We start from the raw sequence: 25,713 nt of genomic DNA on the forward strand, positions 1-25,713 counted from the left end.
GCATCGGCTCGACTGCTCTAAGTTTTTGTTTTGTCGCGTTTTCCGAGTCAGCAGATGATTCCATCTGCTTGGAAAACGCTCTAGGCTCCGAAGGCGGCGACGGCTGCCTGATATTCCGATTTCAGTTGCGCGATGAAGGTCGTGGCGGACTGAACCTTGCGGATCGCGCCGATCCCCTGACCCGCGCCCCAGACATCGCGCCACGCCTTCTTGTCGCCGCCCGCGTCGCTGGAGAAATCCATTTCCGACGCCTTGGGCAGCTTGTCGGCGTCCAGACCTGCCGCGGCGATGCTGGGGCGCAGATAATTGCCGAGCACGCCGGTGAAATAATCCGAATAGACGATGTCCGCCGCGCCGCTGTCGACGATCATCTGCTTATAGGCCGGTTCGGCATTGGCCTCTTCCGTCGCGATGAAGGGGGAACCCATATAGGCGAAGTCAGCCCCCATCATCCGCGCGGCCGCGATCGACCGGCCCGTGGCGATCGCGCCCGACAAGGCCAGCGGCCCGTCGAACCAGGCCCGGATTTCCTCCACCAGCGCGAAGGGCGACAGGGTGCCGGCATGCCCGCCCGCCCCCGCCGCGACGGCGATCAGGCCATCCGCGCCTTTCTCGATCGCCTTGCGCGCGAAGACATTGTTGATGACGTCGTGCAGCACGATGCCCCCATAGCTGTGCACCGCCCGGTTCACATCCTCCCGCGCGCCCAGCGACGTGATCACGATCGGCACGCGATATTTGACGCAGAGGGCGAGATCCTCCTCCAGCCGGCTGTTGGTCCTGTGCACGATCAGGTTGACCGCGAAGGGGGCGTCCCTGTCCGTCAGCGCCTCGTTCAATTGCTGAAGCCATTGTTCGAATACCCCGGACGGACGGGCATTGAGCGAGGGAAAGGAACCCACGATCCCGGCACGGCACTGGGCGATCACCAGCGCAGGCTGGGAGATGATGAACATCGGCGAACCGATCAACGGCAGGGACAAACGGCCTTCCAAAAATGCCGGCAAGCTCATGGGCGAAGCCTCTCCTTCATGATTTCCATGACGGCGCTATCATTTACACGAGCGGCTAAAAAGGCGGAATCTTGGCGCTGTTGCCGGGAGAGCGGCATCTTCCGCAATGCCGTAGGGTCAAGAATGATCGCTATTCTGATGATTATGGTCCTGCCGAACCGGAAGTCGCAGGTCTTCGCGGGAAGGGGTCAATAAGGGACGTCAGGCACATGATGCTCCCGCGAAGGCAGGAGCCATAGCGGGACCGCCAACGTCCGCTCCCTACCCGCCATGCCCTGGCGGGGCGCGGGGGCGTCAATCCCCCACGATCTTGAGCAGCCGCCGTTCCACCGGCGCGAGTATCCCCTGCAGTTCCGCGCCACGCTTCAACACGTGCCCGGCCTCTCCGATCAGCGCCCACATGCCTTGGCGGTTCCGCAGGGAGGGCCGTTTTTCGATGCGGAATTCCGGGCGTTCGGCGGAGCGGCGGAAGGCGGAGAAGATCGCGGCTTCGCGGCCCAGGTCGATGGCATAGTCGCGCCAATGGCCCGCCGCGACCATGCGGCCGTAAAGATCCATGATCCGCTGGAGTTCGAGACGATCGAAACCGGTCTGGCTGGCCGTCCCCCTTGCACCCGGGGCCGCTTGCGACGGGAACGGCGTCACGTTGCTCATCAGGCGCGGCCACGCTCCTTGACCAGGCGAACGTCATCCACGGGCGCACCGCCCCGTTCGGCAAGCAGTTCGGCCACGCGCTTCTGCAACTGGTCGATTTCAAGCTGGAGCAGTTCCAGCTTCTGCTTTTCCGGATCGACGCAGTCGGAACATGGCGTGCCATAGGGCAGGAATTCCCGCTGATAGGCCGTCACGTCGACCAGCATGGGCCGCGCGGGAATGCCGACCATGGTCGCGCCTTCCTTCACATCCTTGGTCACCACGGCATTGGCGCCGATGCGGGCGCGGGCGCCGACGCGGACGGGGCCCAGAACCTGAGCGCCGGAACCGACGATCACGCCGTCTTCCAGCGTCGGGTGGCGCTTGCCCGCGATGCCGTTGGCGGGATCGGTCCCGCCCAGCGTCACGTTCTGATAGAGGGTGACGTCGTTCCCGATCTCCGCCGTCTCCCCGATCACGGTGAAGCCATGGTCGATGAAGAAGCGCTTGCCGATGCGGGCGCCGGGATGAATGTCGTTGCCGGTCAGGAATCGCGAAAAATGATTCACCGCACGGGCCAGGAAATAGAGCCGCGCGCGGTAGAGGCGGTGCGCCACGCGGTGGAAAGCCAGCGACCAGACGCCCGGATAGAGCAGGATTTCAGCGCGCGAGCGCGGGGCAGGGTCGCGTGATTTGACCGAGTCCAGATAAGCAATAAGATTGCGCAGCATGAAGCGCCCCTGATGAAACCGACCAGACGGTACATAAGCGCAAAAGGATGAATTTTCCAGATGGCGGGCTATTTCGGCTTCGCCCGATAAAACAGAAAGTTTCTTGGCGGCCCGTGATATACCAATCAAGGCGGTAGACAATCATAACAGGAACCAATGAATGATCGACATCTTTATCGCCCATTTCGGCGAAATCCTGCCTTTCATTCTCATCGGTTTCGGCGCCCAGATGATCGACGGCGCTTTGGGCATGGCCTATGGCGTCATTTCCAGCACGCTGCTTCTGGCGCTCGGCGTGCCGCCCAGCAGGGCATCGGCCAGCGTCCATGCGGCGGAAACCTTCACCACCGGGGTGTCGGCCATCAGCCACATCATCCATCGCAATGTCGACTGGCGCCTGTTCGCGCGCCTCATCATTCCGGGCGTGATCGGCGGGGTGGCGGGCGCCTATCTCCTGTCCAATGTGGACGGGGCGATGATTAAGCCGTTCGTCCAGGCCTATCTGACGGCCATCGGCATCTATCTGGTGTGGCGGGGCTTTCATTATCCGCCCCAGGCGCGCAATCCCAAATGGGTGGGGCCCCTGGGCCTGGTCGGCGGCTTCATGGACGCCACCGGCGGCGGCGGCTGGGGCCCCGTGGTGACGTCGAACCTGCTAATCCAGGGGTCCAGCCCCCGGCACACCATCGGCACGGTCAACAGCGTCGAATTCATCCTGACCACCTCCATCAGCATCACATTCCTGCTGCATCTGGGGTGGGAAACCTTCACCACCTACACGGTCGGCCTGTTGATCGGCGGCGTGATCGCGGCCCCGTTCGGCGCGATGCTGGCCCGGCACGTCTCGCCCCGGACGCTGTTCATCGCCGTGGGATCGATCCTGACCCTCACATCCTTGTTCGGCGTGGCCAAATGGCTTGGATATATCGGCTAAGACAATTATATTGGGCTTTCCAATCGAGGAAGGCGATCAATGTCGAGTTACATGCCGACGCTCAAGCAGCTGCAATATCTGGTGGCGCTAAAGGAGCATGGCCATTTCGGCAAGGCGGCGGATAGCTGCTTCGTCACCCAGTCGACGCTGTCGGCCGGCATTCGCGAGCTGGAATCGCTGATCGGCATCACGCTGGTCGAGCGGACGCGCCGGGTGGTGCGGTTCACCGCCCTGGGCGACCGCATCGTGGAAAAGGCGCACCGGGTGCTGCGCGAAGCCGAAGAACTGGCCGCCATTGCCGAAGCGTCGGGAAAGCCGCTGACCGGCGAACTGCGGATGAGCGTCATTCCCACCATCGCGCCCTTCCTGCTCCCTCGCCTGCTGCCCAGGTTGCGGGGCGAACGGCCGGAACTGAAGCTGTACCTGCGCGAGGAAACGACGCAGGCCGCCATCGAATCGCTGCGGCACGGCAATGTGGATTGCGTGCTGCTCGCCCTGCCCTTTCCCACCGGCGAGCTGGACAGCGAATTTCTGTTCCAGGACCGGCTTTATGTCGCCTTTCCCCGGGACGATCCGCGCGATCCGCCCGAATGGATCGCGCCGGAAATGATCGATGAAACCAAGCTGCTGCTGCTGGAGGACGGGCACTGCCTGAAGGATCACGCGTTGGCCGCGTGCAACCGGCCGGAAATCCGGGCGAGCGCCATGATGATGGGCACGTCGTTGCATACGCTGGTGCAGATGGTGGACAATGGCCTGGGCATGACGATCATGCCGGAAATGGCGATTGCGAGCGGCCTGCTCGACCATACGCAGATCACCGCCCGGCCGCTCCGGTCGGAACGGGCCCATCGCGACATCGCCCTGGTGTGGCGCAAGAACAGCCCGCGCGACAAGGAATTCCGGCTGCTGGCGGAATTGCTGCGCGACGCGGCGGACTTGCCGGAGGTCAGCGCGGCGGCCTAGGCTCAGGACCCATTGCTGGCGGGCGATGGCTGGAGAGAAACATGCTGTTCCCGCGGAAGCAGGAACAGGGCAGATTTTTGCTCAACGCTTCCAGCTCTCGGCCTTCGCATCATCCTCGACGCGGGCTTCGACCCATTTCGTCCGATCCGGGAAATGTTCCTTCTTCCAGAAGGGCGCCCAGGATTTCAGCCAGTCGATGAGGAAGGCGCAAGCTTCCAGCGCGGCTGTGCGGTGGCGCGAGGCCGTGCCGACGAACACGATGCGTTCGCCCGGCTCCAGCCGACCGAAGCGGTGGATCACCCGAACCCCCAGCAGGGGCCAGCGGTCGCTCGCCTCCGCGACGATGCGTTCGACCTGCGCCGTCGTCATCGCCGGATAATGTTCCAGTTCGAGCGCGACCAACCCGCCTTCCCCCCGAACGATGCCGGTGAAGCTGGCGACGCCCCCGCCGCCGCTGGCCTCCAACGCGGCCAGTTCCACCGCCGGATCGAAATCCTCGGCCTGGATGGAGACGCGGTTCATCCGCCCGTGACCGGCGGGAAGATCGCCAGTTCCTTCGCGTCCCCGATCGGGCTGTCCATCGGCACGAAATGCTGGTCCAGCGCCGCGCGCAGCCTGTCCGGCCGGGCGAACGCCTCGGCATAACCGCCGCCCCGCGCGGCCAGCGCGGCGATCAACGCGGCGACGGTGGCATCGGCGGCAGGCCGCTCCACCCGCTCCTCATCCCGGCCGATGGCCTCCCGGACCCAGGCGAAATAGACGAGCGTGAGGTCGGCCATGGTTCAATCCATATGCTTGATGCCGACGCGCAGATAGTCCCAGCCCGTGACCAGCGTCAGTATCGCCGCCGCCCAGAGCGTGGCGATGCCGACCAGTTGCACGAACGGAAATTGCGGTACGGCGCCGGCGAGAATCAGCGCGCCCAGCGCGATGAGCTGGAAGGTCGTCTTCCATTTGGCGAGGCGCGACACCGGCACGGAAACCTGGAGCCCGGCCAGGAATTCGCGCAAGCCCGAAACCGCGATCTCGCGCAGCAGGATGATCATCGCGGCGGCGATATGGATGCCCGAAATGTCGCGCGTGGCCGACAGCATCAGGATCACCGCCCCCACCATGATCTTGTCCGCTATGGGATCGAGGAAGATCCCCAGTTTCGATACGGCGCCCTGAGCGCGGGCGAGGTAGCCGTCGAAATAATCGGTGATCCCCATCAGGCAATATAGCGCGAAGGCCAGCATATAGCCGGTCGTCCAGCGCGCGCCGATCTCCGCCGGCCACAACAGGGCGACCAGCAGCGGCACGGTCAGGATGCGCGAAAGCGTCAGCAGATTGGGCAGCGTCAGCATGGCGGCGGACTGCCACAGTCGGGGCCGGCGCACAAGCGGATGCGCAACATGGGAGAGGACGGGCGGCAAGGTTTCGCGCAGAGGGGTTGTGCTGACCCGTCTTCTATCGCTAGACCCCGCCACGCTCATCCACAGCGAAGAAGACCCCCTCGCCCATGCAAGCCTCTCTAAGGCTCCTCAACAAGCGACGTTTTCTGCCGCTTTTCATCACTCAGCTCCTTGGCGCCTTCAACGACAATCTGTTCAAGAACGCGATGGTGCTGTTCGTCGTCTATACCGTCTATAATGACGAGAAGTCGGAAACCTGGTTCAGCGCGCTGGCGACCGGCGTCTTCATCCTGCCTTTCTTCCTGATGTCCGCCCTGTCGGGCCAGCTGGCCGACCAGCGGGACAAGGCGGCGATCATCCGCATCGTCAAGGCCGCCGAAATCGTCATCATGGCGGTCGGCGCGGCCGGGCTGGCGCTGATCTGGAGCGGGATCGCGGTCCATCTGCTCGCCATTCCACTGCTGCTGGTCGCGCTGTTCGCCATGGGGGTGCATTCGACCTTCTTCGGGCCGATCAAATATGCGATCCTTCCCCAGCACCTGCATGACGAGGAAGTGCTGGGCGGAACCGGCCTGGTCGAGGCCGGAACCTATATCGCCATCCTTGCCGGGACCATATTGGCCGGGATCATCCCCGTGCAGGCGGCGGCGGTCTGCATCATCCTGACGGCGGTGATAGGCTGGCTGGCGGGGCGCAACGTGCCCGCCGCGCCGTCGCTGCTGGAGCGGCAACCGATCGATTTCCACATCATCCGATCCTCGATCGCGCTGGTGCGGGGAACGATGCACATCCGGCGGCTCTACCTCGCCATCATGGCGATCAGCTTTTTCTGGGCAGTCGGCACGGTGCTGTTCATCCAGTTCCCGCCGCTGGTCAAGAATGTGCTGAGCGCCGACAAATCCGTCGCAAGCCTGTTCCTGGGCATTTTTTCCATCGGCATCGCCATCGGGTCGGTGGCGATCAACCGGTTGCTGAGCGGCCATGTATCGGCCCGATATGCGCCCGCCTCCGTCATCGGCATGGGGATCAGCATCGTCGCCTTCCACATCGTTTGCGACCTCTGGATGGCGGGATCGGATGGAAAGATGCTCTCGCTGGCGGGATTCCTCTATCACCCGCTGGCGATCCCGCTGTCGCTCTGCCTGCTCTGCGTGGCGACCTTCGGCGGGATGTTCGTGGTGCCGCTCTACGCCTTCCTCACCACGACGGTCGAAAAATGCGAGGCGGCGCGAACGGTCGCGGCGAACAACATCGTCAATTCAGGGGCGATGGTGCTGGGATCGCTGCTGACCATCAGCCTCAGCATCGCGGGCCTTTCCGTGGTGAACCAGTTGCTGCTGGTGGCGGCGCTGTGCCTGCCCTGCGCGTGGATCGCCTGGACGCTGCACAAGGCATGCGATTGACGGTGCGTGGCTGATAAGAAGCGATTAAAAGATAAAGCTGTAGAAGGCCGTGAAGAAGGCACCGAAGCTCAGCACAAACAATTTCCAGTCATTGTCGTCGGAAACCGGCGGGCGTTCGCGCGCGGCGGGGGCCGGTTCGACGACGCGCAGGACATGGCGCGGCAACCGCTGCCGGAACGGATGGCGCGCCGACTCGCTCGTCAGGACTAGAGGTCTGCTTCTCATGACGCACAGGTTAAGAGATTCTTTACCTTTTGGAATATCGCGATTTAAAGTTAACCCCCGATTGTCCCGCGACGGGACACGCTTGACCGTGTCAGGCAAATAACACAGCATGACCGAAGCGATGAAAGATCCCCTGCCCCTTTCCGACCCTGACGCCCTGCCGCCCCGCGCCTTCGGCGCCGGACCGCCCAGCGCCTTCGCGCCGCCGCGGCCATGGAAACGCCGGGTGCAGATAGCGGGATGGGTGGTCGCAGCGCTGCTGGCGCTGCTGATGATCCTCATCGCCTGGCTCGCGGTGACGGCGCCCATGTCCCGATCCCTGAAGCCCATCGCGCCCCCCAGCATCAGCCTGATGTCGGCGGACGGCCATCTGATCGCGCGGCGCGGCGCGATCATCGACAAGCCCGTCACCGTCGCGGCCCTGCCCAAGCATGTGCCGCAGGCCTTCATGGCGATCGAGGACCGGCGATTCTATGACCATTGGGGCGTCGATCCACGAGGCATAGCGCGAGCAGCCTGGCACAATCTCTGGTCCAACGGCTCCTCCCAGGGCGGCAGCACGATCACGCAGCAGCTTGCCAAGGGCGTGTTCCTCTCCAGCGACCGGACCTTCGGGCGCAAGGCGCGGGAGGCGCTGATCGCCTTCTGGCTGGAGGCGTGGCTTACCAAGGACCAGATATTGGAGCGCTATCTGTCCAACGTCTATTTCGGGGACAATGTCTATGGCCTGCGGGCCGCGTCCCTGCACTATTTCAACCGCCAGCCGGAACGGTTGACCATCCCCCAGGCGGCGATGCTGGCGGGGTTGCTGAAGGCGCCATCCCGCCTTGCGCCGACCGCCAATTTGAAGGGCGCGCGCGACCGCGCCGCCCTGGTGACGCAGGCGATGGTCGAGGCTGGCTACATCACCAAGGCGGAACGCGACGCCCTGCCCCCGGCGCGGCTCAACGTGCATGAAGCGCCCGACCCGACCAGCGGCACCTATTTTGCGGACTGGGTGCTGCCGCAGGCGCGGGACAGGGCCGGCGCGGTCTATGGCGCGCAGAATGTGGCCACCACGCTCGACTGGCGCATCCAGCGGCTGGCGGAGGCTGCGATCCGCCGCGCCCCGCTGGGCAAGGCGCAGGCCGCCCTGGTCGCGATGAAGCCCGATGGCAGCGTGGTCGCGATGGTCGGCGGCAGGAATTACGGCGAGAGCGCCTTCAACCGCGCCGTCCAGGCGAAGCGGCAACCGGGTTCCACCTTCAAGCTGTTCGTCTATCTTGCCGCCTTCCGGGCCGGCATGACGCCCGACGACTTCATCGAGGACACGCCGATCACCACGGGCAGCTATCGCCCGGCCAATCATGGCGGCAAATATCGCGGGCGGATCACATTGCGGCAGGCCTTCGCCGCGTCCAGCAATGTTGCCGCGGTACGGCTGACGCAGAAGGTGGGTGTCGACAATGTCATCAAGGTGGCGCGCGATCTGGGCGTGACGGCCCCTTTGACGGAGGATTTGACCCTGGCGCTCGGCACGTCGGAAATACCGCTCGTCGAACTGACGGAGGCCTATGCGGCAGTGGCGGCGGGCGCCTATCCGGTGCTGGCGCACGGCCTGCCGCCGGAGGAGCAGGGCTGGTTCGACCGGCTGATGAGCCGCCAGAAGCATTTCAGCGACGACCAGTTGGAGATGATCCGCGACCTCCTGTCCTCCGCCGCCAATCGCGGCACCGGCAGCGCGGCCGCGCTTCGCACCAGCACCTTCGGCAAGACGGGGACGACGCAGGACAGCCGCGACGCGATCTTCGTCGGCTATGCGGGCGGGCTGGTGACGGCGGTGTGGATCGGCAATGACGATAATACGCCCCTGCCCGGCGGCGCGGCGGGCGGCGGCGTGCCCGCCCGCATCTGGCGGACCTTCATGGCGGGCGCGATCAACGAGCCGGTCGAGGATGCGCCGGAGGAAAGCAGGGACAGCGATTTGGTCAACGCCATAGCCAATGTCGCGACGGAGGCCGGGCTCGGCAATATGAGCGTGGGCCTGGATACGGAGGGGGTGACGGTGAATATCGGCGGCGGCCAGCTTCGCCTGCCCATCGACCAGCCGCAGGGGCCGCCGCCCGGCGTGCCCGGACCGCAGCCGGGCGCGCCGCCGCCGCGCGTGATCGTTCCGGCCAGTCCCGGGACCACCGATCAACAGCCCTGACGGCGGCGGAATGGATGCGCGCCTGCCTGCGCCGCCACATGCAATATTTTCCCGCCGGCGCCATGCACGACCCCTTCCGCCCTTTCTCCTGAACGCATCCTGCCCTACATGGATCGGAATGAGCGCCCCCCTCTACAACAAGGACATTTTGCGGCTGGCCGCGAACATACCCCATCACAAGCGGCTGCCCGACGCGCAGGCCAGCGTCGAGAAGCGCTCGCCCACTTGCGGATCGCGCGTGACCGCCGACGTCAGAATGGAAGATGGCCGGCTGGCCGACATGGGGCTGGACGTGAAGGCCTGCGCGCTGGGGCAGGCCTCCGCGGCGCTGATGGCCGCGCAGGCGATCGGCCTCACGGCCGGCGAACTGGCGGAGGCGCGGGACCGGCTGACCGCCTATCTGGCGGGGGAAAGCGATGAGCTGGATTTCTGGCCGGGGCTGGCCGTGCTCGCGCCCGCCCGCGATTATCCGGCCCGCCACGCCTCCATCCGGCTGGGCTTCGAAGCCATTGCCGAAGCCGCGCGCATGGCCGACGCCTGATGCAGGGGCAGACTGGGCCAACTGCTGCGGTACCTGTTTCCGCCACCGATATATTGTTGTCGGAAGGCGTGATCCTGCTGGGCGCGGCAGTGCTGTTCGTCATGCTGTTCCGTCGCCTTGGGCTGGGCGCCGTGCTGGGCTATCTGGTTGCGGGCGCACTTGTGGGTCCTCAGGGCCTGAGGCTTGTCGGCGGAGCGGAATCGAAGCTCGCCATAGCCGAGATCGGCATCGTGCTGCTGCTGTTCCTGGTGGGCCTCGAACTGCATCCGGCCCGGCTCTGGCGGCTGAAGCGCGACATCTTCGCGCTCGGCATGGCGCAGGTGGTGCTGTGCGGATGCGCGCTGACGGCGATCATCTTCTACACGACCGGCTTCACCTGGGGGGCGGCCATTGCGCTGGGGCTGCCGCTGGCGCTTTCCTCCACGGCGCAGGTTCTGCCGGGCCTCAAGAGCAGCGGCCGGATCAATTCGCCCTTCGGTGAAAAGGTGTTCTCGATCCTGCTGTTCCAGGATCTTTCCATCGTCCCGCTGATCACCATCGTCGCCGCGCTGTCCCGCAACCCGGCCGATGCGGCCGGTCCGCCGGGATGGCTGATGGCGGGCTATACGGTGGCCGCCATCGCCGGGCTGGTCCTGACGGGCCGCTTCATCCTGCGCCCCCTGCTCCATCTGGTCGGGCGGCTGGGGGAGCGGGAGCTGTTCGTCGTCGTCGGCCTGTTCACCGTGCTGGCGGCGGCCGCGCTGATGCACGCGCTGCACCTTTCGACCGCCCTCGGCGCCTTCGTGGCGGGCGTGATGCTGGCCGATTCGCCCTATCGCCATGAGATAGAGGCGGATGTCGAACCCTTTCGCTCGATCCTGCTCGGCCTGTTCTTCCTGGCGGTCGGCATGGTGCTGGACCTGCATGCGGTGGCCGCCAATCCGCTGTTCGTCATCGGCATGGCGGCGATACTGGTGCTGACCAAGGCGGCGCTGATCACCGGCCTTGCCCGATTGTTCGGCATGGAATGGAACCAGGCCATCGGCTCCGGCCTGCTGCTGAGCCAGGGGGGCGAATTCGGCTTCGTGCTGTTCGCTCAGGCGCAGAGCGCGCTGCTGATCGCTCCCCAGGCCGCCAGCCTGTTCAGCGCCATCGTCACCTTCTCCATGGCGACGACGCCCTTCCTGATGCTGTTCGCGCGCAAGCTGGAATTCGCCAGGCCCAAGGCGAAGCCGGACCTGCCCACGCCCGAGGAGGCGCCGCGCGGCACGGCGATCATCGTCGGCTATGGCCGTTTCGGGCAGACCGTCGCGCAGATGCTGATGGGCCATGGCTTCGGCGTCGTGCTGATCGACAAGAAGCCGTCGCAGATCGAAGTGTCCAGCCGCTTCGACATGAAGGTCTATTATGGCGACGGCACGCGCATCGACCTGCTGCGCCGTTCTGGCGCGGAAGAGGCGCGGCTGATCGCCTTCTGCATCGACGATCCTTCGCTCGACGGGCGGGTGCTGGAACCGATAGCCGAGGCTTTTCCGCAGGCGGCGCTGGTGGTACGCGCCTTCGACCGGCGGCAGTTGCTGGCGCTCAAGGACATGGATCTGGCCGGCGTCGTGCGCGAAGTGTTCGAATCCGCCATCTGCATGGGCGTTCTGGCGATGCAGGCACTTGGCGTTCCGCCGGAAGAGGTCGAGGAAGTGGAGCGTCAATATCGCCGCAATGACGAACAGCGCATGGCGCTCCAGATGGAGCATGGCAATCTGATGGCGGCGAAGGAGCTGATGTATCGGCCCGGCAGGCAAATGCGTCTGCTGGCGCGCGGCGATAGGGAGGAAGAGGCATGATCGCGGTTCTGGCTGCATTATCGGCGGCCGTGGCGATAGCGGCAGGCGCCTTCGGCGCGCATGGCGCGGCCAGCCCGCAGGCGGCGGAGTGGCTGCGCACCGGCGGGCTCTATCAGCTCGTCCATGCGGTGGGCGCGCTCGCCATCATGGGGGTGGCGCGGGGTCCGGCGGCGCTGCATCTTGGCGGAGCGGCGATCTTCGCCTTCACCCTCTACGCCATGGCCTTGGGCGCTCCCAAATGGCTGGGCGCGGTCACGCCCGTCGGAGGGACGCTGATGATCGCCGGCTGGATATGGGCGGCGTGGATCTACTGGCGCGGCTGACGGACCGCGCCCGCCACTTGCCCCCGCATTAACCCAGGCTTAGATTGAACCCATGGCCGACCATCATCATCACGACCATCATGAACCGTCGAGCGACAGTCTCGCGGATGCCGCTCGCGCCACGCTGGAGGCGAGCCAGGAACAATGGACGCCGATGCGCGCGGCCATTTTCGATGCGCTGGCGGCGGAGGAAACCCCCGCATCCGCCTATGACATAGCCGACAGCGTGTCCAAGGCGCGGGGCAAGCGGGTGGCGCCCAACAGCGTCTATCGCATCCTCGACCTGTTCGTGAACAACAACATCGCGATGCGGGTGGAAAGCGCCAATGCCTATATCGCCAATGTGCATCCGGGCTGCCATCACGACTGCATCTTCCTGGTATGCACCCGCTGCAGGCAGGCGACGCATGTCGACGACGACAAGGTGACCGACAAGGTCCGCGCAGTGGCCCGGGGCGAGGGTTTTCAGCCGGATCGCCCCGTCATCGAGATATTGGGCATCTGCGCCAAATGCGCCGCGTGATGGCGTTGCGCTTTCGCCCGGAACGGCCCAGAGCATTTTCGAAGCGGATGCGATCTGCTGACTCGGAAAATGCGGCAAGCAGGGAACTTCCTGCGTTCGGGAGTCTATGTCTTTCATGAACGATCGTCCTTCCACCCCGCTGCTCGACCAGGTCGTCTGGCCCGCGGACCTGCGCAAGCTGCAACCGGGCCAGCTTCGGCAACTGGCCGACGAGCTGCGGCAGGAGGTGATTTCCGCCGTCGGCGTGACCGGCGGTCATCTGGGTTCCGGCCTGGGCGTGGTGGAACTGACGACCGCCATCCATTATGTGTTCGATACGCCGAACGACAGGCTGGTCTGGGACGTCGGCCATCAATGCTATCCGCACAAGATCCTGACCGGACGGCGCGACCGCATCCGCACGCTGCGTCAGGGCGGCGGCCTCAGCGGCTTCACCAAGCGGGCGGAGAGCGAGTTCGATCCTTTTGGCGCCGCGCATAGCTCGACCTCGATCAGCGCGGCTCTCGGCTTTGCCGTGGCGAACAGGATGAAGGGTCAGCCCGGCAAGGCGATCGCCGTGATTGGCGACGGCTCCATGTCGGCGGGCATGGCCTATGAGGCGATGAACAATGCGCGGGAGGCCGGGAACCGGCTGATCGTGATCCTGAACGACAACGACATGTCGATCGCGCCGCCGGTCGGCGGGCTGTCGGCCTATCTGGCGCGGCTGGTGTCGAGCCGGGAGTTCCTTGGCCTGCGCGACCTTGCCAAGCGGCTGGCCCGGCGGCTGCCCCGCCCCCTTCACAATGCGGCGCGCAAGACCGACGAGTTCGCGCGCGGCATGGCGATGGGCGGCACGCTGTTCGAGGAACTGGGCTTCTATTATGTCGGCCCCATCGATGGGCATAATCTCGACCAGTTGATCCCGGTGCTGGAGAATGTCCGCGACGCGGCGGAGGGGCCATGCCTCGTCCATGTCGTGACGCAGAAGGGCAAGGGCTATGCTCCGGCGGAGGCGGCGGCGGACAAATATCATGGCGTGCAGAAGTTCGACGTCATCACCGGCGCGCAGGCCAAGGCGCCTCCCGGTCCGCCCAGCTATACCGGCGTCTTCGCCCAGGCGCTGATCGCAGAGGCGGAACGCGACCCGGCGGTATGCGCGATCACCGCCGCCATGCCGTCGGGAACGGGGCTGGACAAGTTCGGCGCCGCCTTTCCCGACCGGACGTTCGACGTCGGCATTGCAGAACAGCATGCCGTGACCTTTGCCGCCGGGCTTGCCGCGCAGGGCATGCGCCCCTTCTGCGCCATCTATTCGACCTTCCTGCAACGCGCCTATGATCAGGTCGTCCATGACGTGGCGATCCAGAATCTGCCGGTGCGCTTCGCCATAGACCGGGCCGGCCTCGTCGGTGCCGACGGATCGACCCATGCGGGCAGTTTCGATGTGACCTATCTTGCCAGCCTGCCCAATTTCGTCGTCATGGCGGCAGCGGACGAGGCGGAACTGGTCCATATGGTCCACACCAGCGCCCTGCACGACGATGGGCCGATTGCGGTGCGCTACCCGCGCGGCAACGGCACGGGCGTCGTCCTGCCCGCCACGCCGGAAAAGCTGGAAATCGGCAAGGGCAGGATCGTGCGGGAAGGACGGCAGGTCGCGATCCTGTCTCTCGGAACCCGGCTGGAGGAGGCGCTGAAGGCGGCGGAAACGCTGGAGGCCAAGGGACTGTCCACGACCGTGGCGGACCTGCGCTTTGCCAAGCCGCTGGACGAAGCGCTGATCCGCAGGTTGCTGACCACGCATGAGGTTGCCGTCACCATAGAGGAAGGCTCGGTCGGCGGGCTGGGGGCGCATGTGCTGACATTGGCTAGCGATCAGGGGTTGATCGACAACGGTCTCAAGCTGCGCACCATGCGCCTGCCCGACATCTTCCAGGATCAGGACAAGCCGGAAAAGCAATATGCCGACGCCCGTCTGGACGCGAGCGCCATAGTCGACACGGTGCTGACGGCCCTGCGTCATAACAGCGCCGGGATCGGAACCGAAGTCCGGGCATGATAAGCAACCAAAAGGTTGCATGATGGAGGTTATGAGCGCATATGGGCAATCCGGAGGTTGCCTATATGCCTGATTCCATCACCAAGACCATCGAAATCGCCGCCCCTGTCGAAAGGGTGTGGGACGCGCTGATCGATCATGAGAAGTTCGGGAGCTGGTTCCGGGTCGCTCTCGATCAGCCCTTTGCCGTAGGGGCGGCTTCGACCGGATATATGACCTATCCGGGATATGAGGATTATCGCTGGGAAGCGCGGGTCGTGGCGATCGAGCCGATGACGCGCTTCGCCTATGAATGGCCGGCGACCGGCGGCGACAAGGAATTGATGGAAAGCGGCGTGGCCGTGTCCGAATGGACGCTGGTCGAATTCGTGCTGGAGCCGACCGCCCTGGGCACCCGGCTGACGGTCACGGAAAGCGGCTTCGACAAGGTTCCCGAACCCCGGCGAAGCAATGTCATGCGGGACAATGAAGGCGGCTGGGCGGAGCAGGTGAAGAATATTCGCGACTATGCCGAGCATTGACGCTGCCCCAGCCCGACTTTTCGCGGCCTTGGGAGATGCGACGCGGCTGGGCATGATCGGGCGGCTTGCCGATGGCGGAGAGCGTTCGATCGGTCAGTTGGGCCATGGGTTGCCGATCAGCCGCCAGGCGGTGGCCAAGCATCTGGATGTGCTGCTTGGCGCCGGACTCGTCACGCGGACCAGGGCCGGGCGCGAGGCGCTGTTCAGCCTGCGGCCCGAGGGTGTCGCAGAGGCCAGGGACTGGCTCGCCAAGGTCGGCAGTCAATGGGATGGGACTTTGGGCCGGCTCAAGGATTTCGTCGAGAGCCAGCCCTGAATTCCGGTTTTTCCGATTATTGCGGAGTGGCCGCGCGCGCGTCCTGACCGTCGCCTTCGGGGGCGGCGATGATGTCGCGGGTGGTTGCGCCCTTTTCGACCACTTCGGTCGCCGGATCGCCGGCGGAGGAACGAATGCCCGCGGCGGCATTGGCGCGGCCGGCAGCGTTCAGAGTGGCGCTTTCGCCCGGGCTGCGGGCAGCGGGGCCGCCGAACATGGCGTCCATCGCAGCCTTGCTCGAATCGACCGACGCGGCGGCAGGCGTGCCGGGCGCGGGCGGAACCAGCGCGAAATCAGGCGGGATCACAAGCGGAGCCTGGCGCGAAACGGCAAATTCGTCGGGACGCGACCGGTTGAAAAGGCCGCCGCCACCGCCGCAAGCGGACAGCATGGAAATCAGGCCAGCGGCGAGGATCAGTTTACGCATCAGTTCATTGACTCCGTCTTTGCGCCCTTCTCGCGCAGCAGAAGCGCCCGCGCAAGCAGGATCAGCACGCCGAAAGTGATGGCTGCATCGGCCAGGTTGAAAATCAGGAAAGGCCGCCACTCCCCGAAATGCAGGTCGGCATAGTCGACCACATAGCCCAGGCGCATGCGGTCGATGATGTTGCCGATGGCGCCACCCAGGACGAGGCCGAGCGCCGCGACGTCCTGACGCGCCTTTTCGCGCCACATCCACACGGCCACGAAACCCGCGATCAGCATGGTCATGCCGACCAGTATCCAGCGCATCATGTTCGTGTCAGCGTGGAAGAAGCCCATGGAAACGCCGCGATTTTCCAGCCAGCGCAGGCGGAAGATCGGCAGGATTTCAATGCCGTCGTCCATCCGGCTTTTCAGCGCGAGGGGATAGGTGACGGTATATTTGACGAGCTGGTCGAGCACGAGCGTAACGGTCGCGACGATCAGGCCCAGAGGGCGATGGTGGACGGAATTTGGCATCAATTAGTGCTCAACCTGCATAACTTGGTCCCCCCCTGCACTGGCAAGCGCTTCATGCTCACGCCGACAAAAGCTCGTCGCAGCGGTTGCAGAGCGCGCCGTCTTCCTCGACCTCCGGCAGCAGGCGCCAGCAGCGGCCGCATTTGTGCCAGTCGCTGGGCTTGACGACGATGCCGTCGCCCTTGCCCATTTCGATGCGGGCGACGATGGCGATTTCAGCGAAGTTCACACCGTCACTGGGGACCAGTTCACCCATGGTGACATCGGCTTCCAGACTGGAGCGGATGACCTTTTCGCGGCGGAGCGGTTCGATGGCTTCGTTGACCTGATCGCGCTGGTTGCGGATCTCCGCCCATTTGTCGTCCAGGCTCTGGTCGAGCCATGCCGCATCGACGGTCGGCCATTCCAGGAAATGCACGCTTTCTTCGGCATTTGGATAGCGGCTTTGCCACACTTCCTCAGCGGTGAAGGGGATGATCGGCGCGGCGTAGCGGACCAGCGCGTGGAACAGCGTGTCGAGCACGGTGCGGTAGGCGCGGCGCTTCGGGTCCGATTTCGCATCGCAATAGAGGCAGTCCTTGCGGATGTCGAAGAAGAAGGCCGAAAGGTCGCTGTTCGCGAAATCCATCAGTGCGCGGGTGTAGCGGCTGAATTCCAGCCAGTTCTCGCTGCCGGCCGCCTTGTCGACCACGCTGCGGAGATCGGCGTCCAGCCTTGCCAGCAGATGGAGCATGTAGCGCTCCAGTTCCGGCATTTCAGCGACGGGCAGCCTTTCCTCTTCAGAAAAGTCGGAAAGCGCGCCCAGCAAGTAACGGAAAGTGTTGCGGAGTTTGCGATAGGCGTCGGACGAACCGGCCAGCACTTCCTTGCCGATGCGGACGTCGTCGAAATAGTCGGTGCTGGCGACCCAGACGCGCAGGATGTCGGAGCCGCTTTCGGCAATGACCTTCAGCGGATCGACGACATTGCCGAGGCTCTTCGACATTTTGCGGCCCTGCCCGTCCAGCGCGAAGCCGTGGGTGAGGACGGCGTCATAGGGCGCGCGGCCGCGCGTACCGCTGCTTTCCAGCAGCGAGGACTGGAACCAGCCGCGATGCTGGTCGGAGCCTTCCAGATAGAGGTCGGCGCGGACGCCTTCGCCGTATCGGCCCTCCACCACGAAGCTGTGGGTCGAGCCGCTGTCGAACCAGACGTCGAGAATGTCGTTCACCACCTCATAGTCGTTGAGGTCGTAATCGGGGCCGAGCAGCGCCTGGTGGTCGGCGCCGAACCACGCATCGGCGCCCGCGCCCCTGAACGCTTCGAGGATGCGGGCATTGACTGATTTATCAACCAGATAGTCGCCGGTCTTGCGATGGACGTAGAGGGCGATTGGGACGCCCCATGCGCGCTGGCGGCTGATCACCCAATCCGGGCGGCCCTCCACCATCGAGCGGATGCGGTTGATCGAGCGTTCCGGCACCCAGCGGGTGTGTTCGATGGAGTTGAGGGCGAGTTCGCGCAGGGTGGCGGCGTTGTCGCCCTCACCCTTCCCACTCGCTTGCGCGAGCGGGCCCCTTCCCTCTCCCGCAAGGGGAGAGGGATTCTGGTCCATGGGGATGAACCATTGCGGGGTGCAGCGGAAGATGATCTTCGCCTTGGAGCGCCAGCTATGGGGATAGCTGTGTTTGAAGTCATCGGACGCAGCCAGAAGCCCGCCGGCTTCGCGCAGGTCGGTGCAGATGGGTCCGTCCCTGCCGACGAATTTCGGGTTGATGACGCTGCCCTGGCCGCCCAGCCAGAGCCAGTCCTCCCGATATTTGCCGTCATTTTCGACGGCGAAGACCGGGTTGATGCCGTTCGCCTTGCAGAGCGCGAAGTCGTCCTCGCCATGGTCGGGGGCCATGTGGACGAGGCCGGTGCCCGCGTCGGTGGTGACGAAATCGCCCGCGAGGAACGGGCGGGGTTTGGCGAAAAAGCCGCCAAGGGCGTGCATGGGGTGGCAGGCGACGGCTCCGGCGAGGTCGGCGCCTTTGCCGCGCCAGAGGATTTCTGCCTCAGGCGTCGCGGTGGAGGCGGCGTCGGGAGATGGGTTCCCGCCTTCGCGGGAATGACGCAGGAGGACGGAGGGGACGAGGGCTTCGGCCAGCAATAATTTGCGGCCGTTGCTTTCCACGAGGACATAATCGACTTCGGGGCCATAGGCCAAAGCCTGATTGACCGGGATCGTCCAGGGCGTGGTCGTCCAGATCACCGCATGCGCGCCGACCAGTTCGGGCGCGTTCGGGGCTTCGACGATCTCGAACGCCACGTCGACCTGGGTCGACACGATGTCCTCATATTCGACCTCCGCCTCGGCCAGCGCGGTCTTTTCGACCGGGGACCACATGACGGGCTTCGCGCCGCGATAGAGCTGGCCGCTTTCCGCGAATTTCAGCAGTTCGCCCACGATGGTGGCTTCGGCGTCGAACTTCATGGTGAGATAGGGATCGTCCCAGTCGCCCATGACGCCAAGGCGCTTGAACTGTTCCTTCTGCACGCCCACCCACCTGTCGGCATAGGCGCGGCATTCGGCGCGGAATTCCTGGGCCGGAACCTCGTCCTTGTTCTGCTTCTTCTTGCGATATTCCTCCTCGATCTTCCATTCGATGGGAAGGCCGTGGCAGTCCCAGCCGGGGATATAAGGCGCGTCATAGCCCAGCAGCGACTGGCTGCGGACGATGATGTCCTTCAGCACCTTGTTCATCGCATGGCCCATATGAATGTCGCCATTGGCATAGGGCGGGCCGTCGTGGAGGATGAAGCGCCTGCGGCCCTTCCGCCGCTCCCGCAGCTTGCCGTAGAGGTCCATTTCCTCCCAGCGGGCCAGGATCGCCGGTTCCTTCTGCGCGAGGCCCGCCTTCATCGGAAAGTCGGTGACGGGCAGGAAGACGGTGCTCTTGTAATCCTGGGTTTCTTGGCGAGGCTGATCGGTCATTTTGGGTCCGGCGGTGAAATAATCCGTTCGTTCCGGCCTGTCGAACGATCGCGCTCTTCCTCAAGGAAAGAAAAGGGCTTCGACAGGCTCAGCCCGAACGGGTGAGAAATATGCCCGGTGCATTAGGCGAGGTGCGGCGTTCCCGCAAGGATTTGCCGCGCATCGTCGCAATCCTTCGCGATGGCGGCCATCAACGCGTCGAGGCCGTCATATTTCGCTTCAGGACGAAGATAGTGGATCAGTTGAACCTCGATCCGCTGGTCGTAGAGATTTTCGGCGAAGTCGAGGAAATGCGGCTCCAGCAATTCCTTGGGCGGATCGAAGCTGGGACGGATGCCGAGATTGGCCGCGCCGTCCAGCACGCGCCCATCGGCCAGCAGCCCGCGCACGGCGTAGATCCCATAGGCCGGGCGCAGATAATGGCCAAGATCGATATTGGCCGTTGGAAAGCCGATGGTGCGGCCGAGCTTGTCGCCATGCTGGACCACGCCTTCAATGGCGAAGGGGCGGGTCAGCAGGCGGGTGGCGGTCGCGCAGTCGCCGGACTGGAGCGCCTTGCGGATGCGGGTGGAGGAGATGATCTCCCCATCCGCGCCGGTGACCGGGGGTACGGCTTCGGCGGCAAGGCCGAGCGGCGCGCCCAGTTGCGCAAGGCTCCGGGTGGAGCCCGCGCGGTCCTTGCCGAAGGTGAAATCCTCCCCCGTGACGACTCCGGCTACGCCCCAGCCGACCAGCAGGCGAACGAAGGAGAGCGGGTCCAGCGCGGCCAGTTCGCGGGTGAAATCGAACACCAGCATCGCGTCGGCGCCCGCGCGGGCGAAGAGGCGTTCCCGCTGGTCGAGGGTGGTCAGACGGAACCAGGGGGTTTCCGGGCGAAAGAGCCGCATCGGATGCGGGTCGAATGTGGCGATGACAGCGGGCCTGCCCTGCGCGCGGGCAAGCTCTATGGCGCGGCGGGCCACGGCCTGATGCCCGGCATGAAATCCGTCGAAATTCCCCAGCGCCATGATGCTGCCGCGCAGATGCGCGGGCATCGGGGCGCCGCTGTGCAGCCGCTCCATGAGGGGCGCTATAGGGATGCGTCCGGCCGCTGGCAATGCGCGGCGGCGCGGAGGAAAGTGACGAAGCTGTAGGCGGGGCGGCCATTTTCGGCCGGATGGTCCTGCCGGGCGACTTCCCGCCAGTCGGCGGGATCGGGATAGGCGATGCGGGTGTCGCCTTCCGCATCCACATGGACCTCTGTGAGTTCGATGCGATGGGCGAAAGGCAGGAAGAGGCTGTAGATTTCCGCGCCGCCGATGACGGTGACGGTGGGCGATGCGGCCCTGGCTATGGCGTCCCGCGGGCTGTGGGCGGTTTCGGCGCCCTCCCCCCTCCATGCGCTGTCGCGGGTCAGGACGATATGGCGGCGGCCGGGCAGCAGGCCGGGAAGGCTGTCGAAGGTCTTGCGGCCCATGATCATCGGGTGGCCGAGGGTAAGCGCCTTGAAATGCCGGAGGTCGGCGGGCAGGCGCCAGGGCAGATCGCCGTCCCGGCCGATCACGCCATTGTCGGCGCGGGCCAGAATGAGGAAGATTTCGGCGGTGGGACTGGTCATGCGGTTCGGGCCAATATTTGATCGATCACGACACCCATCCTGCGTTCGGGCGGAGCCTTTCGAAGCCCCCATCGCCTCCCCTTTAAAGAGAAGTGAACCCCTTCGACAAGCTCAGGGCGAAGGAGGAGAGGTTAGAGGGTCAGGCGGGTGATATGGCCCATCTTGCGCCCGGGGCGGGCTTCATGCTTGCCGTAGAGGTGCAGGTGATTGGCAGGATCGGACAGGATCTGCAGCCAGTCATTGGCCTCGACGCCGATCAGGTTGCGCATCTCCACCTTCGTCGCGGCGAGGCCGGTGTCGCCCAGCGGCAGGCCGCAGATCGCGCGGACATGATTTTCGAATTGGCTCGTCACCGCTCCTTCGATGGTCCAGTGGCCGCTATTGTGGACGCGCGGGGCCATTTCGTTGAAGACCGGGCCATCGGCGCTGGCGAAATATTCCAGCGTCAGGACCCCGACATAGTCGAGCGCGTCGGCGACTTTCGACGCCAGGGCGCGGGCTTCGGCAAGCTGGCCTTCGATCCGCGCGCCGGCGGGAACCGTCGAACTGTCGAGAATGCCGTCCCTGTGGACATTGGCGGCGCTGTCCCAGAAGCGGATGTCGCCATGGGCGCCGCGCACGAGGATGACGGAGAATTCCTCCGCAAAGGTGACGAAGCCTTCGAGGATGGCGCTCTGGCGGCCAATGGCGTTCCACGCGCCGACCGCATCGCCGGGATCGGAGAGGCGCGCCTGCCCCTTTCCGTCATAGCCCATGCGGTTGGTCTTGAGGATCGCCCTGCTGCCGATCTGGTCCAGCGCCTCTTCGAGGTCGTCCAGGCTTTCGACCGGGGCGAAGGGCGCGGTGAGGCCGCCAAGGTCGCAGACGAAGCGCTTTTCCGCGAGACGGTCCTGCGCCACGCGCAGGGCCTGGGCGCCGGGGCGGACGAGACCGTGGGTGGCGAGGACTTCGACCGCCGAGGGATCGATATTCTCGAACTCATAGGTGACGACGTCGACGCTGTCGGCGAAGGCCGCCAGTGCGTCGGCATCCTCATAGGCGCCCTGCGTCCAGCGGGGAGAGACGTCGGCGGCGGGGCCGCTCGATTCCGGGGCGTAGATGTGCGTGCGATAGCCAAGCTGCGCGGCGGCGATGGCGATCATCCGGCCCAACTGGCCGCCGCCTAATATGCCGATGGTGGAGCCGGGCGCGATGATGGTCATCTTATTCGGGGGTGTCCGCTACGTCGTTGGTCTGCTTTTCGCGCCAGGCGTCGAGGCGCTGCGCCAGCGCTTCGTCGGTGTTGGCGAGGATCGAGGCGGCGAAGAGCGCGGCGTTGATCGCGCCGGGCTTGCCGATGGCGAGCGTGCCGACCGGAACGCCGCCGGGCATCTGGACGATGGAAAGCAGGCTGTCCATGCCCTTCAGCGCCTTGGATTCCACGGGCACGCCCAGCACTGGCAGGCGCGTCATGGAGGCGGCCATGCCGGGGAGGTGCGCCGCGCCACCGGCTCCGGCGATGATGACTTTCAGGCCCCGCCCGACCGCGCCGGTGGCATAGTCGTAGAGGCGCTGAGGGGTGCGGTGGGCGGAGACGACCTTGCATTCATGGGCGACGCCGAGGGCCTTCAGCGTGTCCGCCGCGTGGCGCATCGTTTCCCAGTCGGATCGGCTGCCCATGATGATGCCGACTTGCACGGCTTCGAGTGCCCCGGTCATTTCGCTTCGCACTTTCCCTGATCATGCGGAAAGCAAAGCCCCTTAGCGGGAGGTTCGCGGAGGGGCAATGCTTCTTTCTTCCCCTGCGGGAGGGGCCTTTCTAGCGTTCCGACAGGTAGTAGCGGTCCCTGGCGGTCAGGTCGTCGGCGAGTTCATAGACGATGGGCTGACCGGTCGGGATTTCCAGTTCGGTGATCTCATCGTCGGGAATGTTCGAGAGATGCTTCACCAGCGCGCGCAGGGAATTGCCGTGGGCGGAGATGACGACGCGCTTGCCAGCCTTGAGGTCGGGGGCGATCCGCTCTTCCCAATAAGGCAGCACGCGGGCGATCGTGTCCTTCAGCGATTCCGTCGAGGGGATCGGAATGCCGGCATAGCGGCGGTCCTTCGACAGGTCGAACTCGCTGCCCGCCTCCAGCGGCGGCGGCGGCGTATCGAAGCTGCGGCGCCAGATCTTCACCTGCGCGTCGCCATGCCTGGCCGCCGTCTCCGCCTTGTTGAGGCCGGTAAGGCCGCCATAATGGCGTTCGTTCAGGCGCCAGTCCTTTTCGACCGGCAGCCACAGGCGGCCCATTTCCTCCAGCACCAGGTTCAGCGTCTTGATCGCGCGGGTCTGGACGGAGGTGTAGCACTGGTCGAAGTCCAGCCCCTTTTCCCTGAGCAGGCGGCCGGCGGCGCGGGCTTCCTCCGCGCCCTTTTCGGTAACGTCGACGTCCCACCAGCCGGTGAAGCGGTTTTCGAGGTTCCAGGCCGACTGGCCGTGGCGGATGAGGACGAGCGTGGGCATGAAGCGTGTCTCCTGCACGAGAAACCAAGAATTGCGCCCTCCCATAGCGCGGGAAATATCCGACGCAAGCTTGCGCGGCCCCGGCCTGCCCCCACATTGCAGTCGGTCCGTCGATGGGATAGCCCACGCAGAAGCTGAAGGAAGGAACCGGCAACTTGGCATTTGTGAAGGGCGTGTGGCGCATATTGGTGGCCATCAAGGACGGGCTGGTGCTGTTGTTCCTGCTGATGTTCTTCGGGGCGCTCTATGCCGCCCTGTCCTGGTCGCCCAAGCCCGCGCAGAGCGTCGGCAGCGGCGCGCTGCTGCTGAAACTGGACGGGACCATCGTCGAACAGCCGTCGGAAATCGATCCGATGGCGCTGCTGTCGGGCGGGAGCGACCGGGCGAAGGAATATGGGCTGGCCGACATCGTTGCCGCACTGGATGCCGCCAGGGACGACAGGAAGGTGAAGGCCGTCGTGCTGAACCTGGATGGTTTCATGGGCGGCGGTCAGGTGGCGCTGGCGCGGGTGGGCAAGGCGCTGGACGCGGTGCGCGCGGCGAAGAAGCCGGTCTTCGCCTATGCGGCCATCTACAGCGACGACAGCTATCAACTGGCCGCGCATGCGAGCGAAAGCTGGGTGGACCCGCTGGGCGGCGTGGCGATCACCGGGCGCGGCGGATCGGGGCTGTATTACAAGGGGCTGATCGACAAGCTGGGGGTCAACACCCATGTCTATCGCGTCGGCACCTACAAGAGCTTCGTCGAGCCCTTCACGCGGACCGGCCAGTCGCCGGAAGCGAAGCAGGCCAATCAGGCGCTCGCCGATGCGCTGTGGGAGGATTGGCGGCAGGAAGTGGCCAAGGCGCGGCCCAGGGCGCGGCTGGCGGCCTATGTCGGCAATCCGGCGGCTCTGGCGGAGGCGGCTGGCGGCAATCTGGCGAAGGCGGCCTTGGGCGCCGGGCTGGTCGACCGGGTGGGCGACGAAGCGGCCTTCGGCGCGCGGGTGGCCGAGGTTGCGGGCGATGCGCCGGACGACAGGGCCGGGAATTTCGCCGCCATCGATCTTAAAAACTATATGAGGGCGCACAAACCCGCCAATGACGGCGAGATCGGCGTGCTGACCATTGCGGGCGACATCGTCGATGGCGAGGCGGGGCCGGGCACGGCGGCGGGCGACACGATTTCGGCGCTGCTGCGCAAGGCGCTGGCGGACAAGGACCTGAAGGCGCTGGTGGTCCGGGTCGATTCGCCGGGCGGATCGGTGATGGCGTCGGAGAAGATCCGCAGCGCCATCATGGAAGCGAAGTCCGAAAGTCTGCCGGTGGTGGTGTCCATGGGCAATGTGGCGGCCAGCGGCGGCTATTGGGTGTCGACGCCGGCCGATGTGATCTTCGCGGAGCCGGATACGATCACCGGTTCGATCGGCGTGTTCGGCATCATACCCAGCTTCGAGGGCACTCTGGCGAAGATGGGCGTCACCACCGACGGCGTGAAGACGACGCCGCTGTCGGGCCAGCCGGACATTGCCGGGGGCACCACGCCGGAGTTCGACCGGATCATGCAGATGGGGGTCGAGGATATTTACGCTCGCTTCGTCGGGCTGGTCGCGCAATCGCGCCGCAAGCCCCCCCAGCAGATCGATGCCATTGCGCAGGGCCGCGTCTGGGACGGCGGCACGGCGCGGCAGATCGGCCTGGTGGATCGCTTCGGCGGGCTGGAAGAGGCGATTGCCGAGGCTGCGAAGCTGGCGAAGATCGATCCGGCCAAGGCCAGGCCCTATCGCATTGCCAAGGAACCGGACAAGTTCGCCGAATTCGTCCAGTCGATCATGGATCGGGAGGATGAGGACGATGCCGGGGCCCCGTCAGCCATGGTCGGGCGCGACCTGCTCGGGCGGCAGGCGATCGTGCAGCGGAACTGGGCTTTGCAGGCCGTCGCCGATGTGCGCGCGCTGGTGAGCGGCGCGGGCGTGCGGGCCGATTGCCTGGAGTGCCGGGGCTATGGCGCGCCGCGGGTGGCGACGGCGGCGGATGAACGGGGGATGGTGGCGCTGCTGCTTGGGCTGTGGCGGTGATGTGCGGTGCTGCTTGATGTGGCATGGGGATTGATGATCAGTGCAGGACATTCCTTTCTTCCTTGAGGGAGGGGGATGGGAAGCCCTGGCGGCGAAGGAGCGTG

The 25,713-nt window shown here is 65.3% G+C and carries 27 protein-coding genes; 12 read left to right on the forward strand and 15 right to left on the reverse strand.

Annotated features, from left to right (window positions below; translation table 11 throughout):
- Positions 1-80: 80 nt before the first annotated feature.
- The 3 genes from K7W03_RS20690 to epsC all read right to left on the reverse strand — a co-directional run bounded on the left by K7W03_RS20690 (position 81) and on the right by epsC (position 2,377).
- Positions 81-1,013 (reverse strand): NAD(P)H-dependent flavin oxidoreductase, encoded by a 933-nt coding sequence (locus K7W03_RS20690; protein WP_044662490.1) that lies wholly within the window; start codon positions 1,011-1,013, stop codon positions 81-83.
- A gap of 294 nt (positions 1,014-1,307) precedes the next feature.
- Entirely contained in the window at positions 1,308-1,667 is a 360-nt protein-coding gene (locus K7W03_RS20695) for a DUF2794 domain-containing protein (RefSeq protein WP_061935257.1), read from the reverse strand.
- A complete protein-coding gene (gene epsC / locus K7W03_RS20700) occupies positions 1,667-2,377 on the reverse strand; it encodes a serine O-acetyltransferase EpsC (RefSeq protein ID WP_044662492.1) in 711 nt (236 codons plus the stop codon). Before epsC ends, K7W03_RS20695 begins: the two co-directional genes overlap by 1 nt.
- 160 nt (positions 2,378-2,537) lie before the next feature.
- Here epsC and K7W03_RS20705 point away from each other — a divergent pair, with 160 nt between their 5' ends.
- Together K7W03_RS20705 and K7W03_RS20710 are read left to right on the forward strand one after the other, a co-directional pair.
- Complete coding sequence (locus K7W03_RS20705) at positions 2,538-3,311, forward strand: sulfite exporter TauE/SafE family protein (protein ID WP_044662493.1); 774 nt, start codon at positions 2,538-2,540, stop codon at positions 3,309-3,311.
- Between the two features lie 39 nt (positions 3,312-3,350).
- Positions 3,351-4,277: a hydrogen peroxide-inducible genes activator gene (locus K7W03_RS20710; protein ID WP_025550038.1), complete on the forward strand. Its 927-nt coding sequence runs from the start codon at positions 3,351-3,353 to the stop codon at positions 4,275-4,277.
- An 81-nt stretch (positions 4,278-4,358) separates the two neighbouring features.
- On the opposite strand, the gene K7W03_RS20715 is transcribed toward K7W03_RS20710, so the two are convergent.
- From K7W03_RS20715 to pgsA, 3 genes are read right to left on the reverse strand one after another with little or no spacing between them, the layout of a single operon-like run.
- The gene (locus K7W03_RS20715; protein ID WP_222887226.1) at positions 4,359-4,799 is read right to left on the reverse strand and encodes a molybdenum cofactor biosynthesis protein MoaE; all 441 of its coding nucleotides are present in this window, start codon (positions 4,797-4,799) and stop codon (positions 4,359-4,361) included.
- Positions 4,796-5,056: a molybdopterin converting factor subunit 1 gene (gene moaD / locus K7W03_RS20720; RefSeq protein ID WP_025550040.1), complete on the reverse strand. Its 261-nt coding sequence runs from the start codon at positions 5,054-5,056 to the stop codon at positions 4,796-4,798. The genes K7W03_RS20715 and moaD overlap by 4 nt, the downstream gene beginning before the upstream one ends.
- Positions 5,057-5,059: 3 nt before the next feature.
- Complete coding sequence (gene pgsA, locus K7W03_RS20725) at positions 5,060-5,623, reverse strand: CDP-diacylglycerol--glycerol-3-phosphate 3-phosphatidyltransferase (protein WP_025550041.1); 564 nt, start codon at positions 5,621-5,623, stop codon at positions 5,060-5,062.
- Between the two features lie 155 nt (positions 5,624-5,778).
- Between pgsA and K7W03_RS20730 the strand changes: the two genes are divergently transcribed.
- Complete coding sequence (locus tag K7W03_RS20730) at positions 5,779-7,074, forward strand: MFS transporter (RefSeq protein ID WP_048578639.1); 1,296 nt, start codon at positions 5,779-5,781, stop codon at positions 7,072-7,074.
- A gap of 24 nt (positions 7,075-7,098) precedes the next feature.
- Here the strand turns inward: K7W03_RS20730 and K7W03_RS20735 are convergent, their stop codons facing one another.
- A complete protein-coding gene (locus tag K7W03_RS20735) occupies positions 7,099-7,299 on the reverse strand; it encodes a hypothetical protein (RefSeq protein ID WP_025550043.1) in 201 nt (66 codons plus the stop codon).
- Between the two features lie 109 nt (positions 7,300-7,408).
- Between K7W03_RS20735 and K7W03_RS20740 the strand changes: the two genes are divergently transcribed.
- The 8 genes from K7W03_RS20740 (at position 7,409) to K7W03_RS20775 (ending at position 15,572) form a co-directional block, all read left to right on the forward strand.
- A complete protein-coding gene (locus tag K7W03_RS20740; protein ID WP_222887227.1) occupies positions 7,409-9,487 on the forward strand; it encodes a transglycosylase domain-containing protein in 2,079 nt (692 codons plus the stop codon).
- A 118-nt stretch (positions 9,488-9,605) separates the two neighbouring features.
- On the forward strand, positions 9,606-10,028 hold the full coding sequence (locus tag K7W03_RS20745) for an iron-sulfur cluster assembly scaffold protein (protein WP_025550045.1): 423 nt from the start codon (positions 9,606-9,608) through the stop codon (positions 10,026-10,028).
- The gene (locus tag K7W03_RS20750) at positions 10,028-11,848 is read left to right on the forward strand and encodes a monovalent cation:proton antiporter-2 (CPA2) family protein (RefSeq protein WP_222887228.1); all 1,821 of its coding nucleotides are present in this window, start codon (positions 10,028-10,030) and stop codon (positions 11,846-11,848) included. Before K7W03_RS20745 ends, K7W03_RS20750 begins: the two co-directional genes overlap by 1 nt.
- Positions 11,845-12,171, forward strand: a complete 327-nt coding sequence (locus tag K7W03_RS20755; RefSeq protein ID WP_025550047.1) for a DUF423 domain-containing protein — start codon at positions 11,845-11,847, stop codon at positions 12,169-12,171. Before K7W03_RS20750 ends, K7W03_RS20755 begins: the two co-directional genes overlap by 4 nt.
- A gap of 52 nt (positions 12,172-12,223) precedes the next feature.
- A complete protein-coding gene (locus tag K7W03_RS20760) occupies positions 12,224-12,694 on the forward strand; it encodes a Fur family transcriptional regulator (protein WP_025550048.1) in 471 nt (156 codons plus the stop codon).
- Between the two features lie 106 nt (positions 12,695-12,800).
- Positions 12,801-14,735, forward strand: coding sequence for a 1-deoxy-D-xylulose-5-phosphate synthase (gene dxs / locus K7W03_RS20765; RefSeq protein ID WP_222887229.1), 1,935 nt, complete (start codon positions 12,801-12,803; stop codon positions 14,733-14,735).
- Between the two features lie 65 nt (positions 14,736-14,800).
- A complete protein-coding gene (locus K7W03_RS20770; protein ID WP_140042134.1) occupies positions 14,801-15,256 on the forward strand; it encodes an SRPBCC family protein in 456 nt (151 codons plus the stop codon).
- Positions 15,243-15,572, forward strand: a complete 330-nt coding sequence (locus tag K7W03_RS20775; protein ID WP_044662499.1) for an ArsR/SmtB family transcription factor — start codon at positions 15,243-15,245, stop codon at positions 15,570-15,572. Before K7W03_RS20770 ends, K7W03_RS20775 begins: the two co-directional genes overlap by 14 nt.
- Before the next feature lie 16 nt (positions 15,573-15,588).
- Here K7W03_RS20775 and K7W03_RS20780 read toward each other — a convergent pair whose 3' ends face one another.
- From K7W03_RS20780 to gpmA, 8 genes are all read right to left on the reverse strand, one after another.
- Complete coding sequence (locus K7W03_RS20780) at positions 15,589-15,999, reverse strand: DUF3035 domain-containing protein (RefSeq protein ID WP_025550052.1); 411 nt, start codon at positions 15,997-15,999, stop codon at positions 15,589-15,591.
- Entirely contained in the window at positions 15,999-16,514 is a 516-nt protein-coding gene (lspA, locus tag K7W03_RS20785) for a signal peptidase II (RefSeq protein WP_102999670.1), read from the reverse strand. The genes K7W03_RS20780 and lspA overlap by 1 nt, the downstream gene beginning before the upstream one ends.
- A gap of 58 nt (positions 16,515-16,572) precedes the next feature.
- Entirely contained in the window at positions 16,573-19,470 is a 2,898-nt protein-coding gene (ileS, locus tag K7W03_RS20790) for an isoleucine--tRNA ligase (protein ID WP_222887230.1), read from the reverse strand.
- A 122-nt stretch (positions 19,471-19,592) separates the two neighbouring features.
- Positions 19,593-20,531: a bifunctional riboflavin kinase/FAD synthetase gene (locus K7W03_RS20795; protein WP_222887231.1), complete on the reverse strand. Its 939-nt coding sequence runs from the start codon at positions 20,529-20,531 to the stop codon at positions 19,593-19,595.
- Positions 20,532-20,539: 8 nt separating this feature from the next.
- Positions 20,540-21,067: a dihydrofolate reductase gene (locus K7W03_RS20800; protein ID WP_222887232.1), complete on the reverse strand. Its 528-nt coding sequence runs from the start codon at positions 21,065-21,067 to the stop codon at positions 20,540-20,542.
- Positions 21,068-21,198: 131 nt separating this feature from the next.
- Positions 21,199-22,269 (reverse strand): 5-(carboxyamino)imidazole ribonucleotide synthase, encoded by a 1,071-nt coding sequence (locus K7W03_RS20805; protein ID WP_222887233.1) that lies wholly within the window; start codon positions 22,267-22,269, stop codon positions 21,199-21,201.
- A gap of 1 nt (position 22,270) precedes the next feature.
- Positions 22,271-22,765 carry a 5-(carboxyamino)imidazole ribonucleotide mutase gene (purE, locus tag K7W03_RS20810; protein ID WP_222887234.1) on the reverse strand — a complete coding sequence of 165 codons (495 nt, stop codon included), beginning with the start codon at positions 22,763-22,765 and terminating at the stop codon, positions 22,271-22,273.
- Positions 22,766-22,865: 100 nt separating this feature from the next.
- On the reverse strand, positions 22,866-23,552 hold the full coding sequence (gene gpmA / locus K7W03_RS20815) for a 2,3-diphosphoglycerate-dependent phosphoglycerate mutase (RefSeq protein ID WP_048578042.1): 687 nt from the start codon (positions 23,550-23,552) through the stop codon (positions 22,866-22,868).
- 155 nt (positions 23,553-23,707) lie between these two features.
- Between gpmA and sppA the strand changes: the two genes are divergently transcribed.
- Positions 23,708-25,609 carry a signal peptide peptidase SppA gene (gene sppA, locus K7W03_RS20820; protein WP_222887235.1) on the forward strand — a complete coding sequence of 634 codons (1,902 nt, stop codon included), beginning with the start codon at positions 23,708-23,710 and terminating at the stop codon, positions 25,607-25,609.
- The last annotated feature ends 104 nt before the right edge of the window (positions 25,610-25,713 follow it).

This window comes from Sphingobium sp. PNB (assembly GCF_019873065.1).
Taxonomy (GTDB): Bacteria; Pseudomonadota; Alphaproteobacteria; order Sphingomonadales; family Sphingomonadaceae; genus Sphingobium; species Sphingobium fuliginis.

What these genes read in the sequence shown, in the direction of transcription:
- K7W03_RS20690 (WP_044662490.1), bottom strand. Translation starts at nt 1,013, where the DNA reads ATGAGCTTGCCGGCATTTTTGGAAGGCCGTTTGTCCCTGCCGTTGATC.
- K7W03_RS20695 (WP_061935257.1), bottom strand. Translation starts at nt 1,667, where the DNA reads ATGAGCAACGTGACGCCGTTCCCGTCGCAAGCGGCCCCGGGTGCAAGG.
- epsC (WP_044662492.1), bottom strand. Translation starts at nt 2,377, where the DNA reads ATGCTGCGCAATCTTATTGCTTATCTGGACTCGGTCAAATCACGCGAC.
- K7W03_RS20705 (WP_044662493.1), top strand. Translation starts at nt 2,538, where the DNA reads ATGATCGACATCTTTATCGCCCATTTCGGCGAAATCCTGCCTTTCATT.
- K7W03_RS20710 (WP_025550038.1), top strand. Translation starts at nt 3,351, where the DNA reads ATGTCGAGTTACATGCCGACGCTCAAGCAGCTGCAATATCTGGTGGCG.
- K7W03_RS20715 (WP_222887226.1), bottom strand. Translation starts at nt 4,799, where the DNA reads ATGAACCGCGTCTCCATCCAGGCCGAGGATTTCGATCCGGCGGTGGAA.
- moaD (WP_025550040.1), bottom strand. Translation starts at nt 5,056, where the DNA reads ATGGCCGACCTCACGCTCGTCTATTTCGCCTGGGTCCGGGAGGCCATC.
- pgsA (WP_025550041.1), bottom strand. Translation starts at nt 5,623, where the DNA reads ATGCTGACGCTGCCCAATCTGCTGACGCTTTCGCGCATCCTGACCGTG.
- K7W03_RS20730 (WP_048578639.1), top strand. Translation starts at nt 5,779, where the DNA reads ATGCAAGCCTCTCTAAGGCTCCTCAACAAGCGACGTTTTCTGCCGCTT.
- K7W03_RS20735 (WP_025550043.1), bottom strand. Translation starts at nt 7,299, where the DNA reads ATGAGAAGCAGACCTCTAGTCCTGACGAGCGAGTCGGCGCGCCATCCG.
- K7W03_RS20740 (WP_222887227.1), top strand. Translation starts at nt 7,409, where the DNA reads ATGACCGAAGCGATGAAAGATCCCCTGCCCCTTTCCGACCCTGACGCC.
- K7W03_RS20745 (WP_025550045.1), top strand. Translation starts at nt 9,606, where the DNA reads ATGAGCGCCCCCCTCTACAACAAGGACATTTTGCGGCTGGCCGCGAAC.
- K7W03_RS20750 (WP_222887228.1), top strand. Translation starts at nt 10,028, where the DNA reads ATGCAGGGGCAGACTGGGCCAACTGCTGCGGTACCTGTTTCCGCCACC.
- K7W03_RS20755 (WP_025550047.1), top strand. Translation starts at nt 11,845, where the DNA reads ATGATCGCGGTTCTGGCTGCATTATCGGCGGCCGTGGCGATAGCGGCA.
- K7W03_RS20760 (WP_025550048.1), top strand. Translation starts at nt 12,224, where the DNA reads ATGGCCGACCATCATCATCACGACCATCATGAACCGTCGAGCGACAGT.
- dxs (WP_222887229.1), top strand. Translation starts at nt 12,801, where the DNA reads ATGTCTTTCATGAACGATCGTCCTTCCACCCCGCTGCTCGACCAGGTC.
- K7W03_RS20770 (WP_140042134.1), top strand. Translation starts at nt 14,801, where the DNA reads ATGCCTGATTCCATCACCAAGACCATCGAAATCGCCGCCCCTGTCGAA.
- K7W03_RS20775 (WP_044662499.1), top strand. Translation starts at nt 15,243, where the DNA reads ATGCCGAGCATTGACGCTGCCCCAGCCCGACTTTTCGCGGCCTTGGGA.
- K7W03_RS20780 (WP_025550052.1), bottom strand. Translation starts at nt 15,999, where the DNA reads ATGCGTAAACTGATCCTCGCCGCTGGCCTGATTTCCATGCTGTCCGCT.
- lspA (WP_102999670.1), bottom strand. Translation starts at nt 16,514, where the DNA reads ATGCCAAATTCCGTCCACCATCGCCCTCTGGGCCTGATCGTCGCGACC.
- ileS (WP_222887230.1), bottom strand. Translation starts at nt 19,470, where the DNA reads ATGACCGATCAGCCTCGCCAAGAAACCCAGGATTACAAGAGCACCGTC.
- K7W03_RS20795 (WP_222887231.1), bottom strand. Translation starts at nt 20,531, where the DNA reads ATGGAGCGGCTGCACAGCGGCGCCCCGATGCCCGCGCATCTGCGCGGC.
- K7W03_RS20800 (WP_222887232.1), bottom strand. Translation starts at nt 21,067, where the DNA reads ATGACCAGTCCCACCGCCGAAATCTTCCTCATTCTGGCCCGCGCCGAC.
- K7W03_RS20805 (WP_222887233.1), bottom strand. Translation starts at nt 22,269, where the DNA reads ATGACCATCATCGCGCCCGGCTCCACCATCGGCATATTAGGCGGCGGC.
- purE (WP_222887234.1), bottom strand. Translation starts at nt 22,765, where the DNA reads ATGACCGGGGCACTCGAAGCCGTGCAAGTCGGCATCATCATGGGCAGC.
- gpmA (WP_048578042.1), bottom strand. Translation starts at nt 23,552, where the DNA reads ATGCCCACGCTCGTCCTCATCCGCCACGGCCAGTCGGCCTGGAACCTC.